Here is a 16263-nt window from a genome sequence, read left to right on the forward strand (position 1 = left end):
GTTTACATCTTGTTTCATCACATCACAGTATTAAAAGAAGAAGCCACAAAAGCACTTCAGGTTAAGCCTGATGGTATTTACGTTGACTGCACACTCGGGGGAGCTGGTCATAGTTCAGTCATTGCTGCTGAATTAGGAGCAGGCGGAAGACTGATCGCTTTTGATCAAGACGATACGGCACTTGCCAATGCGAAAATAGTACTTGCACCTTATGAAGATCGTGTAACGTTGATCAAAAGCAATTTCCGTCAATTGGAAGAGTCGCTATTGGCAGCAGGAGTACCGGTCAAAGATGGAGTTCCGCAAGTAGATGGCATTTTATTCGATCTTGGTGTTTCTTCACCTCAATTTGACGACGGTGACAGAGGATTCAGCTATAACCATGATGCAACTTTGGATATGAGAATGGATCAATCTGCCGAACTCACAGCCAAAACTATAGTGAATACCTGGCCGGAAGAAGAAATCGCCCGCATTTTATATCGATATGGGGAAGAAAAGTTTTCAAGACGGATTGCTAAAGTGATCGTTGCCAAGCGAAGTATCCAGCCGATTGAAACAACGGGGGAACTGGCTGAGCTTGTCAAAGAAGGCATTCCGGCGGCAACAAGACGAACAGGGGGACATCCTGCGAAACGGAGTTTTCAAGCACTTCGTATTGCTGTAAATGATGAATTGGGCGCTTTTGAAGAAGCTCTTCATCAAGCAATACGTTGTCTAACGCCAGGAGGAAGAGCGGCGGTTATCACGTTCCATTCTTTAGAAGATCGTATTTGCAAACAAATTTTTGCAGAATACGTAGAGAAAAACGTCTCACCACCTGGTTTTCCGGTCTATGTCAGTACTGGTGGAGAACTAAAATTGATCAATCGCAAACCAATCCTTCCTTCGGAAGAAGAATTGGAAGAGAATTCGCGTGCAAAGTCGGCCAAACTGCGTGTTGCCGAAAAGGTGGAAAAACCAACGAAAACTTAATTTAGAGGAGACGGATCAATGGCTTATACGCGCGGCAATCTAGCTGTCAAAGAACAATCGGCTGAAAAAGCGGCTCGACGATATCGTGAAACGACCAAAGTAGTTGTACGTCGTAGCGCGCTTCCAACGAAAGAAAAGCTGCTTTATTTGATGACTATTATTTTTTGTGCGACAGTAGCAAGTGTAATTGTTTTTCAATATGCACATATCTATGAAGTGAACAAAAATATTCAAAGTATGGATAGTGAAACGGCAAGTATTGAAAAGCAAACAACACAAAATGAAATTCGCAAATATTCGTTACAAGATCAAATTGTTGAACGTGCCACTGCTCTAGGTTACATAGAGCCTACGGATACAGCTCCAATTCAAGTATCCCGGGTAAAGGGAACAGAAGCAACAACCTCGACGACGGATGAGACACAAGGCAAGTAAACGGGGGAACCAACAGTGAATAAGAGAATAAAACTTCGTACTTTATTTATAGGGGGATGTATTACCCTCTTTTTTGCTGTACTGATTACTAAAGTATTTTGGCTACAAGTTGTTCAATCAGGTGATTGGACGGATAAAGCAATTAAACAGTGGACAGCCAACAGTAATATTTCGGCTAAACGTGGTACGATTACAGACCGTAATGGTAATGATCTGGCAATGGATGCTCCAGCTTATAATGTTGCCCTTAATCCTAGAGTTATTGATAAGTATGGGATTAAAGGCGATGTTGTAAGTCAACTTCATGCTATTCTTGGCACAGATGAAACAGAAATTGAAAAGCAAGCCACTTCTGTATTAACCAGTGGAGATGAAATAGGTCAACTTCGTACGTGGCGTGAACTTAATTCAGGTGGTCGTCTAATCGATCAAGAAAAAGCAGATCAAATTAACGCTTTTGTTAAGCAGTTGAAAGAAAAAACGGGACAAAAATGGGATGTAGGCGTTTATTTAAGTGCTGATTCCAAACGGTATTATCCTAAAAATGAATTAGCAGCTCATGTTATTGGTTATACGAATAAAGATGGTAATGCAGTTGCAGGAATTGAAGCTTATTACGATGAAAAGCTTAAAGGTACAGACGGTCATATTCAATATCTTCGTGATAAACAAGGAGATAAATTACCTGATTCCAAAGATGTCTATACTCCTGCTAAAAATGGAGATAATCTAACGTTAACGATTGATGAGACGATTCAGTATTATATTGAACAAGCTATGAAAGATGCTTATGAACAATTGAAACCTGAAAGTATCACTGTGATTGCAGCAGATCCTAATACGATGGAAATTCTAGGTATGGCAAATATGCCAACTTTTAATCCTAATAAGTTTAATGAAGTGACTGATCCTAAAGATTTCCGTAATTTGGCTGTCAAAGCGATCTATGAACCAGGTTCAACATTTAAAATTGTTACGCTCTCAGGAGCAGTACAAGAAAATCTGTTTAATCCTAATGCTACGTATCAATCCGGTTCTATTCAAGTAGGACGCACCACACTGCATGACTTGAATCATAGTGGCTGGGGAACGATTAGTTACTTAGAAGGTCTGAAACGTTCAAGTAATGTAGCTTTTGTTAATCTTGGTTATAAGATGCTTGGTGCAGAACGTTTGCGTAAATATATTGATGCTTTTGGATTCGGAGAACAGACAGGAATAGAAACGCCTGGTGAAGCTAAAGGGGCTATCAATTTCCATCCTAATATCCCGACAGAAGTAGCAACAGCAGCTTACGGTCATGGGTTGGTGCAAGTTACACCTATTCAACAGTTAGCAGCGATCTCAGCAGTAGCGAATGGCGGGAAATTATTAACACCGCATTTAGTCAAATCGATTACAGATCCCAATACAGGTGTTACTGAAAATACACAGACTAAAGTCGTTCGTCAAGTGATTGACTCGGCAACTTCTGAAAAAGTACGTGGTTATTTGGAACAAGTGGTTTCGGATCAAGACATCGGAACAGGTCGTCATGCTTATATTGACGGTTATCGTGTTGCAGGTAAAACAGGTACAGCTGTTAAAGTTATCAATGGTAAATATGATTATACGAAGCAAGTGGTATCTTTTGTAGGGTTTGCACCTGCTAATGATCCTAAGATCGCTATGATCGTGGTGATTGACCAACCGTCAGATTCGAAGCTAGGCGGAGGTACAGCAGCGGCTCCTGTATTTAAAAAAATAGTGAGCCAAGTATTACCTTATATGGGTATTTCCAAAGTGTTTGATGATGGTGAAACCAAACCTAAAGCAGAAGTTGCTTCTAAAAAACTCATGGCTTCATATACGGCTCCTACACTAACAGGTAAAATGCTTACAGATGCGAAGAAAAAATTGCTTGCTGATGGTATTTCATATACAACTGTCGGTTCAGGAACGAAAGTAGTCAAACAATATCCTGCCAGTGGAGTAGCAATGACAGGTGGACAAACCATTTATTTGATGACAGAAGATCCCACCAAAATGAGTATTCCTGATCTAAAAGGAGAATCACTGCGTGATGCATTACAAATTCTATCGCTGATGAAAGTAGAAGTCACAGCGACAGGCGAAGGGTATGTATCTGAACAAGTAGAGGCTTCTAGTGGGGGGAGACGATCTGTGACGCTTACTCTTAAATCTGCGCGAGCAACAGTAACAGGTGTAGATGATACAGAAGAAGATCCAGCAACTTCGGAAGAAGCAACAGCGCCGAAAGACGGAGAAACTGATGGCAAAACAACTTCAGAAGGATCGTCAACAGATAAAGAAACTTCTACTGATCCGAAAGCTACTGAATCCAAAGATCCAACAACTTCGGATACTCAAACAGATTCAAGTACTACAGAGGGTAAAACTGGAAGTAGTACATCTGAAAGCAGTGCTAATCAAAATCCTGCAAGCAGTCTAGAAATTCCAGAGCCTACAGGTGCGCCTACGAATTAATGTAATCTACGATCACCCGGCATAATCAGAAAAGATAGAGTGCAAGTGGCTCTATCTTTTGTCTGCTATTTGTCGGGTATCGTTATTAATATTTAGAAAAGAGGTAAAACTATGCTTTTGTCAGAAGCAGCACATCTGCTGATCACGTCTCAGGTGCTAGGTGATGTTCACACAAAAATATCCGGTATGGAGATTGATTCTCGCAAAGTGAAGTCAGGTGATCTGTTTATCTGTCTGCCTGGTTTTACAGTCGATGGACATGATTATGCAGCTCAAGCGATTCAAAAAGGGGCTATTGCTCTAGTCGTAGAACGTCGACTGGAACTGGACATTCCTCAATTGCTAGTCAGTAGTTGTCGTCATGCTATGGTTGTATTATCCGACCATTTTTATAATCATCCAAGTAGAGCACTAACGATGATAGGAATTACAGGGACTAATGGCAAAACCACAACTTCTTATCTGATTGAGCGTATTATGAATGATGCTCATATCAATACAGGGTTAATTGGAACGATAGAAATGCGTTATAACGGCAAAGCTACACCTATGCCTCGTACAACACCAGAAGCATTAGAATTGCAACGTTTGTTACATGAAATGGTGCAATCAGATGTGAAAAGTTGTGTAATGGAAGTATCTTCTCACGCTCTAGAGCAAGGTAGAGTCAAAGGTACAGATTACCGTACAGCTATTTTTACTAATATAAGTCAAGACCATCTGGATTATCATGAGACGATGGAAGAGTACATTGCAGCCAAAGGGCTGTTTTTTGCACGTTTGGGGAACCGTTATGAAATAGACCCTGCAAAGCGTAAATATGCGGTGTTGAATAACGATGATCCTGCCGCTGAGTATTTCCGTAAAATTACAGCAGCAGATGTGATTACATATGGAGTCGATCATCCTGCCGATGTACATGCGTCAGAGATCCGAATTACATCTCAAGGTACGACGTTCCAATTGGATACATTTAAAGGCAACACAGAGATGACTCTGAAAATGGTCGGTAAATTCAATGTCTATAATGCTCTAGCTGCGATCACAGCCGCTCTAATCGAAGATATATCGTTAGAACAGATTAAGCTGAGTCTAGAACAGATTGCTGGTGTAGATGGACGTGTAGAGTCTGTAGATGAAGGTCAGCCTTTCGCAGTGATCGTAGATTACGCTCATACACCGGATGGATTAGACAATGTGTTGCGTACTATCAATGAATTTGCAGAAGGTAAGATTATTACTGTCTTTGGTTGTGGTGGTGATCGTGATCGTACCAAACGTCCTTTGATGGGACAGATTGCCGCTAAATATAGTGATTATGTATGGATCACTTCAGACAATCCGCGTACAGAAGATCCAGCAGCAATTCTTGAAGATATTCAAAAAGGACTACAAGAACATCATGTGGCTACAGAAAAATATGAATGTATGATTGATCGCAAGCAAGCGATAGAAAAAGCGGTTGAAATGGCGATGCCAGGAGATGTAGTATTGATTGCGGGCAAAGGTCATGAGACATACCAGATTATCGGTCAACAAACATTAGATTTTGATGATCGCCTGGTAGCCAAAGAAGCGATAAGGGGTCTTAACAAGTGATAAATACAACACTCGGTCAAATAGCCGATATATGTGGTGGACAACTTCAAGGTTCATCAGATACCTGTTTAGAAGGCGTTAGTATTAACTCCCGTCAGTTGGTTCAAGGCGGATTATTTGTTCCTATTGTCGGTGAAAAATTTGATGGACATGAATTTGTGACATCTGCGTTGACAGAAGGAGCATTAGGTTCATTATGGCAAGAAGATCATGGCACTCCACCGTCTGGAAATATTGTGATCGTGAAAGACACGCTACAAGCACTACAACAGCTTGCAGAAGTTTACGTACAACAAACAGGTGTTAAAGTAGTAGGTATTACTGGATCTAATGGCAAAACAACCACTAAAGATATCGTTTATGCTTTGCTTGCAGAAGCATACCGTGTTCATAAAACAGAAGGAAATTTCAATAATCATATTGGACTCCCTTTAACTATACTAGCTATGCCTAAAGATACCGAAATCTTAATTTTGGAAATGGGCATGAGTGGACGTGGCGAGATTGAGTTGCTATCGAATATCGCTCATCCAGAGACAACGATTATTACCAATATCGGTGAATCGCATCTTCAACAGTTAGGAAGTCGAGAAGAAATCGCTCGTGCTAAATTAGAGATTGTCAGTGGACTACGTGCAGACGGACTGCTTGTGTATTTGGGTGATGAACCTTTACTCAAACAAATTCTGTCAGAATCAGCATTTGAGCAAAAAGAAATGAACAAAATAACATTTGGACTGGATCATACTAATAATGTATATCCAACAGGTGTCATGTTTCAGGGGAAAAGTACTGTTTTCACAACAAATAGTGAATCTGATGAAGCATGGACATTACCTTTATTAGGCATGCATAATGTGATCAATGCTTTAGCTGCAATCACTGTAGCTCAACATTATCAAGTCACTCCTGAACAGATTCGTCAAGGCTTATCCAAGCTACAACTGACAGGGATGAGAATTGAAATCATTCAGGGACGTAATGGTATAACATTGTTAAACGATGCTTATAACGCTAGCCCGACTTCAATGAAAGCTGCAATCGATGTACTGGGCAATCTTAAAGGGTATCAGCGTAAAATTGCAGTACTTGGAGATATGTTAGAGTTAGGTGAAGACGAAGCGATTTATCATCAAGAAGTAGGTCAATATATTGATGGACAAGCAGATATTTTGTTTACGTATGGTCAGCTTGGACAACAGATTGCCGAAGGAGCAGCTAAAGTATTAGAAGCTTCTCAGATTCGTTCTTATCTGTCCAAGCAAGAACTGATCAACGATTTATTACAAATAGCACAGGACAAAGATGCTATTTTGTTCAAAGCATCTCGTGGCATGAAGTTAGAAGAGGTCGTACAGGCGCTGATGCCTGATTCAACAAGTAACGCAAAGGCGCTGGAGGAGTAAAACGACATGGATTTTCGAATATTATTTTTAACAGCAGGAGTTTCATTTGTATTAGCAGTTATTGCTGCACCGCTTCTGATCCCGGTATTACGCCGTATGAAATTTGGACAGCAAGTACGTGATGACGGGCCACAGAGTCATTTGAAAAAAGCAGGCACGCCGACTATGGGCGGTATTATTATTATGATTGCTTTTACATTAGCGTACGTGAAATTTTCTGTAGTGGATACGAACTTTTGGGTGTTACTGGTAGCCACACTCGGATTCGGATTAGTTGGATTTTTGGATGATTTTATCAAAATCGGCTTGAAGCGTTCACTTGGATTAACAGCGAAGCAGAAGTTGTTTGGACAGTTGTTATTTTCTGCAATTGTTTGTTATATTTTGATCCAAAGTGGACACAGTACAGCATTAGGTATTCCAGCGACATCGTTCTCATTTGATTGGGGTCCTTGGTTCTACTATCCATTTATCGTTATTATGTTGCTGGCAATTAGTAATGCAGTTAACTTTACGGATGGATTGGACGGATTGTTATCAGGTGTAAGTGCAATCGCATTTGCTGCATATGCAGTGGTAGCTGTTCAAGCAACTTCACCTGCGGCGGCTGTATGTGCAGCAGCCATGATCGGTGCTGTAATTGGATTCCTAATTTTTAATATGCATCCGGCTAAAGTATTTATGGGTGATATGGGTTCTTTAGGAATCGGTGGAGCTATTGGTGGTATAGCGATTGTAACCAAAAGCGAATTGCTATTTTTAATTATCGGAGCTGTTTTTGTTATTGAACTGCTATCTGTTGTGATACAAGTGGTATCCTACAAAACAAGAAACGGTAAGCGAGTCTTTAAAATGGCGCCTATTCATCATCATTTTGAATTGTCAGGTTGGTCAGAATGGCGCGTCGTGACTACATTCTGGGCAGTTAGTCTAGTATTAGCTGTAATCGGCATCTACTTGAGCAAGGGGTTGTAATATATGAATGATCCTGAGACATATCGGGGACAAGAAGTCATCGTTATCGGATTAGCGAGAAGCGGTGTAGAAGCAGCCAAAGCTTTGCATCGTTTAGGAGCAATCGTAACTGTTAATGATTTGAAACCAAGAGAACAATCACCAGAAGCAGCAGAATTAGAAGCGTTGGATATTCAAGTGATTTGTGGAGGACACCCAGAAGGATTGATTCATTCGGGTATCACTTTAATGGTCAAAAATCCAGGGATTCCGTATACAGCTCCTCCGATCAAGCAAGCGCTAGATCTAAGCATAGAAGTGATTACCGAAGTGGAATTAGCTTATCGTATTTCGGATGTGCCTATGATTGGGATTACAGGCTCAAACGGCAAAACAACGACAACAACATGGGTCGGTAAAATGCTTGAAGATAATCAATTACATCCTATCGTAGGTGGGAATATTGGAATTCCTTTATGTGAAGCTGTAAGTGAAGCTCAGCCAGAGAACTGGATCGTAGCCGAATTAAGTAGCTTTCAATTAAAAGGAACGACTGATTTCAATCCCAAAATTGCTTGTTTGTTGAATGTAGCTGAGACGCATTTGGATTATCATGGTTCAATGGATGATTATGTGTCTTCTAAACGTAAGATTTTTGCAAATCAAGGCAAAGACGATACAGCCATCATTAACTGGGATGACAGTTACTGTCGTAGCCTTGTGCCTTATATCCAAGCAGGTACTTTGATTCCATTTTCCATTACAGAGAATCTAGGCAATTATATAACAGCAGCAAAACAGGCATCATCAACGGATTCAGCATTAACAGCGGGATTGTATGTATCTCCTGCTTATATTCCAGAAATGGAAGATGATTTACCACGTACGATGATGTATTGTGATCAAGATGGAGAAGTAGCTATCTTGCCTGTTAGTGAACTGGGTATCAAAGGTCGTTATAATATCGAAAATGCGTTAGCTGCTTGTGCAATAGCAATTGCTGCGGGTTGTCTACCGCAAAACCTTGCAGATTCACTACGTGATTTTCGTGGCGTGGAACATCGCTTAGAATATGTACAGGATCACAATCAGGTACAGTATTATAATAATTCCAAAGCAACCAATGCAAAAGCGACCATGATGGCATTATCTGCGTTTCAAGATAAAGGTATTGTCTTAATTGCGGGTGGACTGGATCGTGGTTCTGATTATATGGATTTGCTACCTGTATTTCAGCAACAAGTTAAAGCATTAGTGGTGTTAGGACAGACTCGCCACAAATTAGCTAAAGTTGCAGAACTGGCAGGTATTAGCCAAGTGAAGATTATCGAAGAATCAGAGGAAGCTAACTTAGCTATCAAGCAAGCTGTAGAACAAGCAGCAGCGCTTGCTGAAGCAGAGGATATTGTCTTATTGTCTCCTGCGTGTGCAAGTTGGGATATGTTCTCTTCGTATGAAGAACGTGGAAATGCGTTTAAAGAAGCAGTACATCAATTATAAAATGGATTGTATAGACTAGCTTAAATAGGGCTTCTCCTTTACAATAGGTCATTCAGCAAATTAACTTACGAACTTAAATAATGAAATTTGAATCAAGGAGGTGATTTATCATGCGGGTCGTATTGACCGGCGGAGGTACAGGTGGTCATATCTATCCAGCACTTGCGATTGCTCAGCAATGTGAGACCGAAGGATTAGATGCGGAATTTTTGTATATCGGTGGCAAAAGAGGATTGGAAAATAAGATTGTGCCTGAAGAAAAAATCCCTTTTGAAAGTATTGATATTACCGGTTTTAGACGTAAGTTATTTTCATTAGAAAATATTAAAACGATAAATCGCTTCATTCAGGGTGTGAAAACTTCAAAACAGCTACTTAAAAAATTTAAGCCTGATGTTGTTATTGGAACAGGTGGCTATGTATGTGGGCCAGTAGTTTATGCAGCAGCTAAGCTTAAAATCCCAACGATTGTACATGAACAAAATGCGATTCCAGGATTAACGAATCAATTTTTGAGTGGATATGCAAGTACAGTAGCTGTCAGTTTTCAAGATTCAGTGAATCGATTTCCACGTTCAAAGCATGTGATGTTTACAGGGAATCCAAGAGCTACGATGGTACAAAATGCCAATCGTGAACGTGGACTTGCTTCCTTGGGTCTACCTGCTGATGCACAGATCGTATTAGTCGTTGGAGGTAGTCGAGGTGCTAGAGCATTGGTTGAAGCCATGGTTCAGATTGCTCCTTTACTCAAGCAAAACAATTCATCGATGCATTATGTATTTGTAACCGGTGAAATCTATTATGAAGAAATTCGTGAACGGATTCGGGATGCGGTAGGATCATTTCCTTATTATCTTCACGTACTTCCTTATATTCCGAATATGCCAGAAGTGCTAGCGGCTACTTCGCTATTAGTAGGACGTGCAGGAGCTTCTTCACTGGCTGAGGTTACATCACTAGGTACACCATCTATATTGATACCGTCACCTAATGTTACCAATAATCATCAAGAAGCCAATGCTTGGGCACTACAAAAAGCAGGTGCGGCTGAAGTATTACTAGAACGTGAGTTAACAGGAGAATCGTTGTTAGCTCGAATAGACAAAGTTATGAGTGATGAAGAGGTTAGACAGAACATGTCCAAAGCAGCAACCAGCTTGGGTACACCTCAATCTGCATTTTTGATTGTTGAAGAAATGAAGCGTTTGTCAGGTGTTCTGTCCCGCTAGAAGGGGGAAGTTAACGAAATGCAGCAGTGGATGAATCTATTATCCCAGCATGCTGTCGGTCAAGTACTTGTCAATGAACCGTTAGCAAAATATACAACATGGAGAATTGGTGGACCTGCTGATGTACTGGTTATACCTAGCAATCAAGAAGAGCTAAGTACATTGATGACTGTTCTCAAAGAACATCAGATCTCATGGACACAGCTAGGACGTGGCTCCAATCTGTTAGTCGCTGATAAAGGCATTCGTGGAGTCGTGATCAAATTAGGCGAAGGTTTTGATTATGCTACGTTTGAAGAAGATCGTATTATCGCAGGTGCTGCTCATTCCGTAGTTAAGCTTTGTATTTTAGCGGCTAAAAAAGGATTGTCTGGTCTTGAATTTGCCGGCGGTATTCCAGGTTCTGTAGGCGGTGCTGTCTATATGAATGCAGGAGCTCATGGATCAGATACCTCTAAAATTTTGCAGTCTGCTCGTATTGTTCTTCATGATGGTCAAATCGTGACATACAGTGTAGAAGACATGCAATATGCGTATCGTCATTCTATCCTGCAAGAGCAACCTGGAATCGTAGTGGAAGCTTCTTTTCAAATGAAATTAGGCGACCGTACTACGATTATGGCTGAAATGAATACACATAAAGATCGCAGACGTCTTACACAACCATTGCAGCAACCTTCAGCAGGGAGTGTTTTCCGTAATCCACCTGGAGATCACTCGGCTCGCTTGATCGAAGCAGCAGGTCTTAAAGGATATCGAATCGGTGGAGCAGAAATATCGACTCAACATGCTAACTTTATTGTCAATGTGGGACAAAGTACTGCGGCTGATGTATTAGAGTTAATCTCGCATGTGCAACAAGAAGTTGTGAAGCAGTTCGGTATAGAGCTTCAACCGGAAGTTTATCTGATGGGTGAAAAGTAAATAGAGCCGTATACAGCGATAGCTAAAGCACATTTAGGTATTCAGCATTCTGCATGATATAATGACAATGACTTTAATGAATAGAACCTAAAAAAGATTTGTGGAGATCGCTATGGTAAAGCAAAAATTAACTGTTATTCCGAATAACAAATCGACTGGCAATCGCAGACCTTCCTTTAACCCAAAAATGACTCGCAAAACGCGATTGATTATTTTATTATCGCTTATACTGATAATCGTCATCGGAATTGTATTCTGGTTCTCGCCTATTGGTAAAATATCGCAAATCACGTTTAAAGGAAATACATTCACAGCCAAAACAGATTTATTGAATGTAAGTGGATTGGCTAAGGGAAATGCCTTTTTTGGCACATCGGCAACAACAATCGAGAAAAAGCTGTTAACGATTCGTTCGATTGAAGATGCAGAAGTCATTAAGCATTTTCCAGGTCAAATTGATATTACAATCAAAGAGTATCCTGTAGTGGCATATGAACTACAAGATTCCGGAGAACTAACAGCTATCTTGCAAAGTGGAGCTTTAGTACGAGCCGATACACGCGGAGTTGCTGTGGAGAAGCCAGTGCTTACAGGTTGGAATGATTTCGAAGCGCAGAAAGTACAATTGTGCAAAGTATTAGGGACGATCCCTAACGAGTTGTCTTCTGATATTTCTGAGATTAGTCCATCACCAACGCCTTCTTTTCCAGACCGAATCAAAATCTATACACGTTCTCGCTTTGAAGTGATCACAAGTGTGTCACTTTTGGCTGATAAAGTAGAGTATTTAAATCAGGTTATCGAGACTCAACCACCAGGTGTGATTACGATGCTTGAAGCCGATGCATATACTCCTTTTAATCCAGAAGACGTAGCAGAGCAGGAAGTTGCACCTTAGGATTTGACCGTTTGTAACTCATAAATACGAACGTTTTGTAAAATCATATCGATACAATACTTTCTGCAATGACCGAAAGATGCTAGAATGAAAGTTGTAGATATTAAAGTTTTGTAAACTTTTAAAAATTTATGACGAAAATAGCTGACCTGATCCTTTTTTCTTCAACCTTTTTATAATGCAAACCAGTGTTCAAAAAGTTTGGAGAAAAAAGAGGGAAAGCATAGGTAATGTTGAATATTAATGTAGAGAGCAATTTTGGGAACCAATTTATTTCGGAAATTCAATTTCCAACACATAATGGTGTTATTCTTAAGGATTTAGATACATCATTTTTATTACAGGATAGCGGGAGGTGCCTAGGGCTTGAGCAACAATGACATCATTGTTAGTTTGGACATCGGTACATCCAAAGTTCGTGCTATTATCGGGGAAATCAACAATGGAACCTTTAATATTATTGGAGTTGGATCTGCCGACTCGGAAGGAATTCGTAAAGGTGCGATCGTAGATATTGATCAAACTGTACAATCCATCCGTAGTGCTGTTGATCATGCCGAGCGTATGGTCGGCATTCAGATATCTGAAGTTATCGTTGGTATTTCAGGCAATCATATCGGACTTCAAACGAGCCACGGAGTAGTTGCCGTATCCAATGAAGATCGTGAGATTGGTGAAGAAGATATCGAACGTGTATTAAAAGCGGCAGAAGTAATCGCTCTGCCACCAGAACGGGAAATTATTGACGTTGTCGCTAAACAGTACGTGGTTGATGGGTTAGAAGGAATTCAGGACCCGCGCGGAATGATTGGTGTTCGTCTAGAAGTAGAAGCTACGATCATTACAGGAGCCAAAACTTCTATTCATAATCTTCTTCGTTGTGTAGAAAAAGCAGATCTTCGTATTAAGGATCTTGTATTAATCTCTTTAGGTGCAGGTCAATTGGCTTTGTCTAAAGATGAAAAATCAATGGGTTCGATTCTAGTGGATATCGGTGCAGGTTCATCCACGATTGCGATTTTTGAAGAAGGTTCGCTTAAAGCGACATCGACTTTGCCAATCGGGGGAGAGTTTGTCACTAATGATATTGCTTATGGACTACGTACCCTAACAGAACATGCTGAGAAAGTGAAGCTGAAGTATGGCTGTGCTTTGATAGATGATGCTGCTTCTGATGTGGTATTCAAAGTGATGCGTATTGGCAGTAACGTAGACAAAGAATTCACACAACAAGATTTAGCAGCTATTATTGAGCCTCGTGTTCAAGAAATTTTTCAACTGATTCGTCAAGAAGTCACAAGACTCGGTTATCAAGAGCTTGCTGGTGGTTATATACTCACAGGAGGTACAGTTTCAATGCCGGGCGTTTTAGAAGTCGCTCGCGAAGAACTGGCAGCTTCTGTAAGAATAGCAGTTCCTGATTATATTGGTGTACGTGATCCTGCTTATACAAGCGGGGTAGGCATTTTGTATAATGTCATCCGCAATATCCGTGGTGGTGGAAGCACGGCTGGGACTAACAAAAAAGCACCAGCACGTAACAAAACAACCTCGACCCCGGAAAGCAGTGCCAAGCCGGGCTTGATTGAACGGTTAAAAAATATGTTCAGTGAGTTTATATAAGCTAACGTTCTATTTTAAATGGGAACAAGCTATTCATGGACAACGAGGGGGAGATGGGAAAGTATGTTAGAATTTGATTTCGAAATGGAAAGCCTAGCCCAGATCAAAGTCATCGGTGTAGGTGGCGGCGGAAGCAATGCTGTTAACCGTATGATTGAGAATGGTGTTCAAGGCGTGGAATTTATAACGGTTAATACAGATGCTCAAGCATTGCATTTAGCTAAATCTGAACACAAATTGCAAATCGGTGATAAATTGACGCGCGGTTTGGGTGCAGGAGCTAATCCAGATGTAGGTAAAAAAGCAGCTGAAGAATCTCGTGACCTGATCATGAGCACTCTTAAAGGTGCTGATATGGTATTCGTTACTGCAGGTATGGGTGGCGGAACAGGAACAGGTGCTGCACCTGTTATTGCTGAGATCGCTAGAGAATGTGGCGCATTGACAGTCGGTGTAGTCACTCGTCCATTTACTTTTGAAGGACGCAAGCGTTTTTCACAAGCAGAGCTAGGTATTGAAGGATTGAAAGAAAAAGTAGATACATTGATCGTTATTCCTAATGATCGCTTGCTTGAAATTGTTGACAAAAAGACACCTATGTTAGAAGCGTTCCGTGAAGCTGATAATGTATTGCGTCAAGCTGTACAAGGTATTTCGGATCTGATCGCAGTACCAGGACTCATTAACCTTGACTTTGCCGATGTAAAAACAATCATGACTGAGCGTGGTTCAGCATTGATGGGTATTGGTGAAGCAACAGGGGAGAACCGTGCAGCAGAAGCAGCACGTAAAGCGATTATGAGTCCGTTACTTGAAACTTCCATTGAAGGTGCACGTGGTGTGATTATGAACATTACAGGCGGTAACAACCTTTCATTGTATGAAGTTAACGAAGCAGCAGAAATCGTAATTTCAGCATCAGATCCAGAAGTGAATATGATCTTTGGTGCGATTATTGATGAAGATCTGAAAGAAGAGATCAAAGTCACTGTTATCGCAACAGGATTTGAACACAAACCGGCACAACCATTGCCACCAGTACGTCGTCCGTCTCAGCCTGTCGATGAATCTACACCAGCACCAACCAACAATGTAGAAGACAAAGACAAAGCGCCGACATCGCGTCCGTACAACAATACAAATACTACACAACCTAGTGGAGATCAGTTGGATATTCCAACATTCCTACGCAATCGTTCTCGTCACAAAAACGATTAGGTACTAGCAATATAATGATTTATGCGAGGGGCTTGTTTTCTACGGAAAACAGGTCTTTTTCATTTGATTATATATTGAGTTGAATAATGGTATGATCTAAGTAAGATAAAGGTATAGGTATAGTCAAATACCTTTAAAATATTTTGTTTAATATGAGGTGTATACATGGAGAAGTTTGTAAGCCGTACGATAAGTAGCGGACCTGAATTATTTGAGTTAGATACTTCTGCATATAGTCATGGAATTACAGCAGGATTTACAGGACGCAAAGGTGGAGTCAGTCAATCGCCTTATGATTCATTTAATCTGGCTTATCATGTGAATGATCAACCAGAAGATGTGTTGCAAAATCGGAAGTTGTTATGCGATGAATTAAAGTTTGAGTATACTCACTGGGTATCGGGAGAACAGGTACATAGTAATCATATAGAGATCGTTACAGCAGAACATGCAGGTAAAGGCTGGCTTGATCGTGAAAGTGCTTTTCAAAATACAGATGGATTAATCACTAACGTACCAGGTATCTTGTTAACTTCTTTTTATGCAGATTGTGTACCGCTGTATTTTATAGATCCTGTTCGACAAGTTGTAGGGCTTGCTCATGCAGGTTGGAAAGGAACAGTAGCTAACATTGCAGGCGAAATGATTGAAACGATGAGAACGCAGTATGGGAGTGTTATATCAGATATCCATACGGCTATTGGTCCTTCTATCGGTGGAGAAAGTTATGAAGTCGACCATAAAGTCATGGATGCCGTAAACGTTTGGGAAAGCAAGTTAATGGGTAATGGTGAACAACCTCTTTATGCCCGTCCGGGCGATAATGGTAAAACTTGGCTAGACCTCAAACAATTAAATCGACAATTCATGATTTTTGCAGGAATACCTGCTGAACATATCGAAATGAGTAATTGGTGTACTTACCGTAACCACGATCTATTTTTCTCGTATCGGGCTGACGGAGGAGTAACCGGCAGAATGGCGAGTTGGATAGGTATAGAAACGGAGTGAA

13 protein-coding genes are annotated in these 16263 nt (G+C 40.7%); all 13 read left to right on the forward strand.

Going from position 1 to position 16263, the window contains the following annotated elements; all coding sequences use genetic code 11:
* The first annotated feature begins 9 nt into the window (after positions 1-9).
* Positions 10-975: a 16S rRNA (cytosine(1402)-N(4))-methyltransferase RsmH gene (rsmH, locus tag RCP16_RS03630; protein WP_137220762.1), complete on the forward strand. Its 966-nt coding sequence runs from the start codon at positions 10-12 to the stop codon at positions 973-975.
* A gap of 18 nt (positions 976-993) precedes the next feature.
* Entirely contained in the window at positions 994-1410 is a 417-nt protein-coding gene (locus RCP16_RS03635) for a hypothetical protein (protein ID WP_069328947.1), read from the forward strand.
* A gap of 15 nt (positions 1411-1425) precedes the next feature.
* Positions 1426-3897, forward strand: a complete 2472-nt coding sequence (locus RCP16_RS03640; RefSeq protein ID WP_308641693.1) for a penicillin-binding transpeptidase domain-containing protein — start codon at positions 1426-1428, stop codon at positions 3895-3897.
* A 111-nt stretch (positions 3898-4008) separates the two neighbouring features.
* Positions 4009-5496, forward strand: a complete 1488-nt coding sequence (locus tag RCP16_RS03645; RefSeq protein ID WP_308641694.1) for a UDP-N-acetylmuramoyl-L-alanyl-D-glutamate--2,6-diaminopimelate ligase — start codon at positions 4009-4011, stop codon at positions 5494-5496.
* On the forward strand, positions 5496-6902 hold the full coding sequence (locus tag RCP16_RS03650; RefSeq protein ID WP_308642440.1) for a UDP-N-acetylmuramoyl-tripeptide--D-alanyl-D-alanine ligase: 1407 nt from the start codon (positions 5496-5498) through the stop codon (positions 6900-6902). Before RCP16_RS03645 ends, RCP16_RS03650 begins: the two co-directional genes overlap by 1 nt.
* Positions 6903-6908: 6 nt before the next feature.
* Positions 6909-7877 (forward strand): phospho-N-acetylmuramoyl-pentapeptide-transferase, encoded by a 969-nt coding sequence (gene mraY, locus RCP16_RS03655; protein WP_069328951.1) that lies wholly within the window; start codon positions 6909-6911, stop codon positions 7875-7877.
* Positions 7878-7880: 3 nt separating this feature from the next.
* Entirely contained in the window at positions 7881-9356 is a 1476-nt protein-coding gene (murD, locus tag RCP16_RS03660; protein ID WP_308641695.1) for a UDP-N-acetylmuramoyl-L-alanine--D-glutamate ligase, read from the forward strand.
* A gap of 110 nt (positions 9357-9466) precedes the next feature.
* Positions 9467-10588: an undecaprenyldiphospho-muramoylpentapeptide beta-N-acetylglucosaminyltransferase gene (gene murG, locus RCP16_RS03665; protein ID WP_137220757.1), complete on the forward strand. Its 1122-nt coding sequence runs from the start codon at positions 9467-9469 to the stop codon at positions 10586-10588.
* An 18-nt stretch (positions 10589-10606) separates the two neighbouring features.
* The gene (gene murB / locus RCP16_RS03670) at positions 10607-11512 is read left to right on the forward strand and encodes a UDP-N-acetylmuramate dehydrogenase (RefSeq protein ID WP_137220756.1); all 906 of its coding nucleotides are present in this window, start codon (positions 10607-10609) and stop codon (positions 11510-11512) included.
* Positions 11513-11624: 112 nt separating this feature from the next.
* A complete protein-coding gene (locus RCP16_RS03675) occupies positions 11625-12410 on the forward strand; it encodes a cell division protein FtsQ/DivIB (protein ID WP_273594435.1) in 786 nt (261 codons plus the stop codon).
* Between the two features lie 366 nt (positions 12411-12776).
* Positions 12777-14033, forward strand: a complete 1257-nt coding sequence (gene ftsA / locus RCP16_RS03680; protein WP_069328955.1) for a cell division protein FtsA — start codon at positions 12777-12779, stop codon at positions 14031-14033.
* Positions 14034-14096: 63 nt separating this feature from the next.
* Positions 14097-15251, forward strand: a complete 1155-nt coding sequence (gene ftsZ / locus RCP16_RS03685; RefSeq protein ID WP_069328956.1) for a cell division protein FtsZ — start codon at positions 14097-14099, stop codon at positions 15249-15251.
* Between the two features lie 165 nt (positions 15252-15416).
* Positions 15417-16262, forward strand: coding sequence for a peptidoglycan editing factor PgeF (gene pgeF / locus RCP16_RS03690; protein ID WP_308641696.1), 846 nt, complete (start codon positions 15417-15419; stop codon positions 16260-16262).
* Position 16263: the final 1 nt, after the last annotated feature.

Origin of the sequence: Paenibacillus nuruki, from assembly GCF_963311185.1 — a bacterium.
GTDB classification, from domain to species: Bacteria; Bacillota; Bacilli; order Paenibacillales; family Paenibacillaceae; genus Saccharibacillus; species Saccharibacillus nuruki.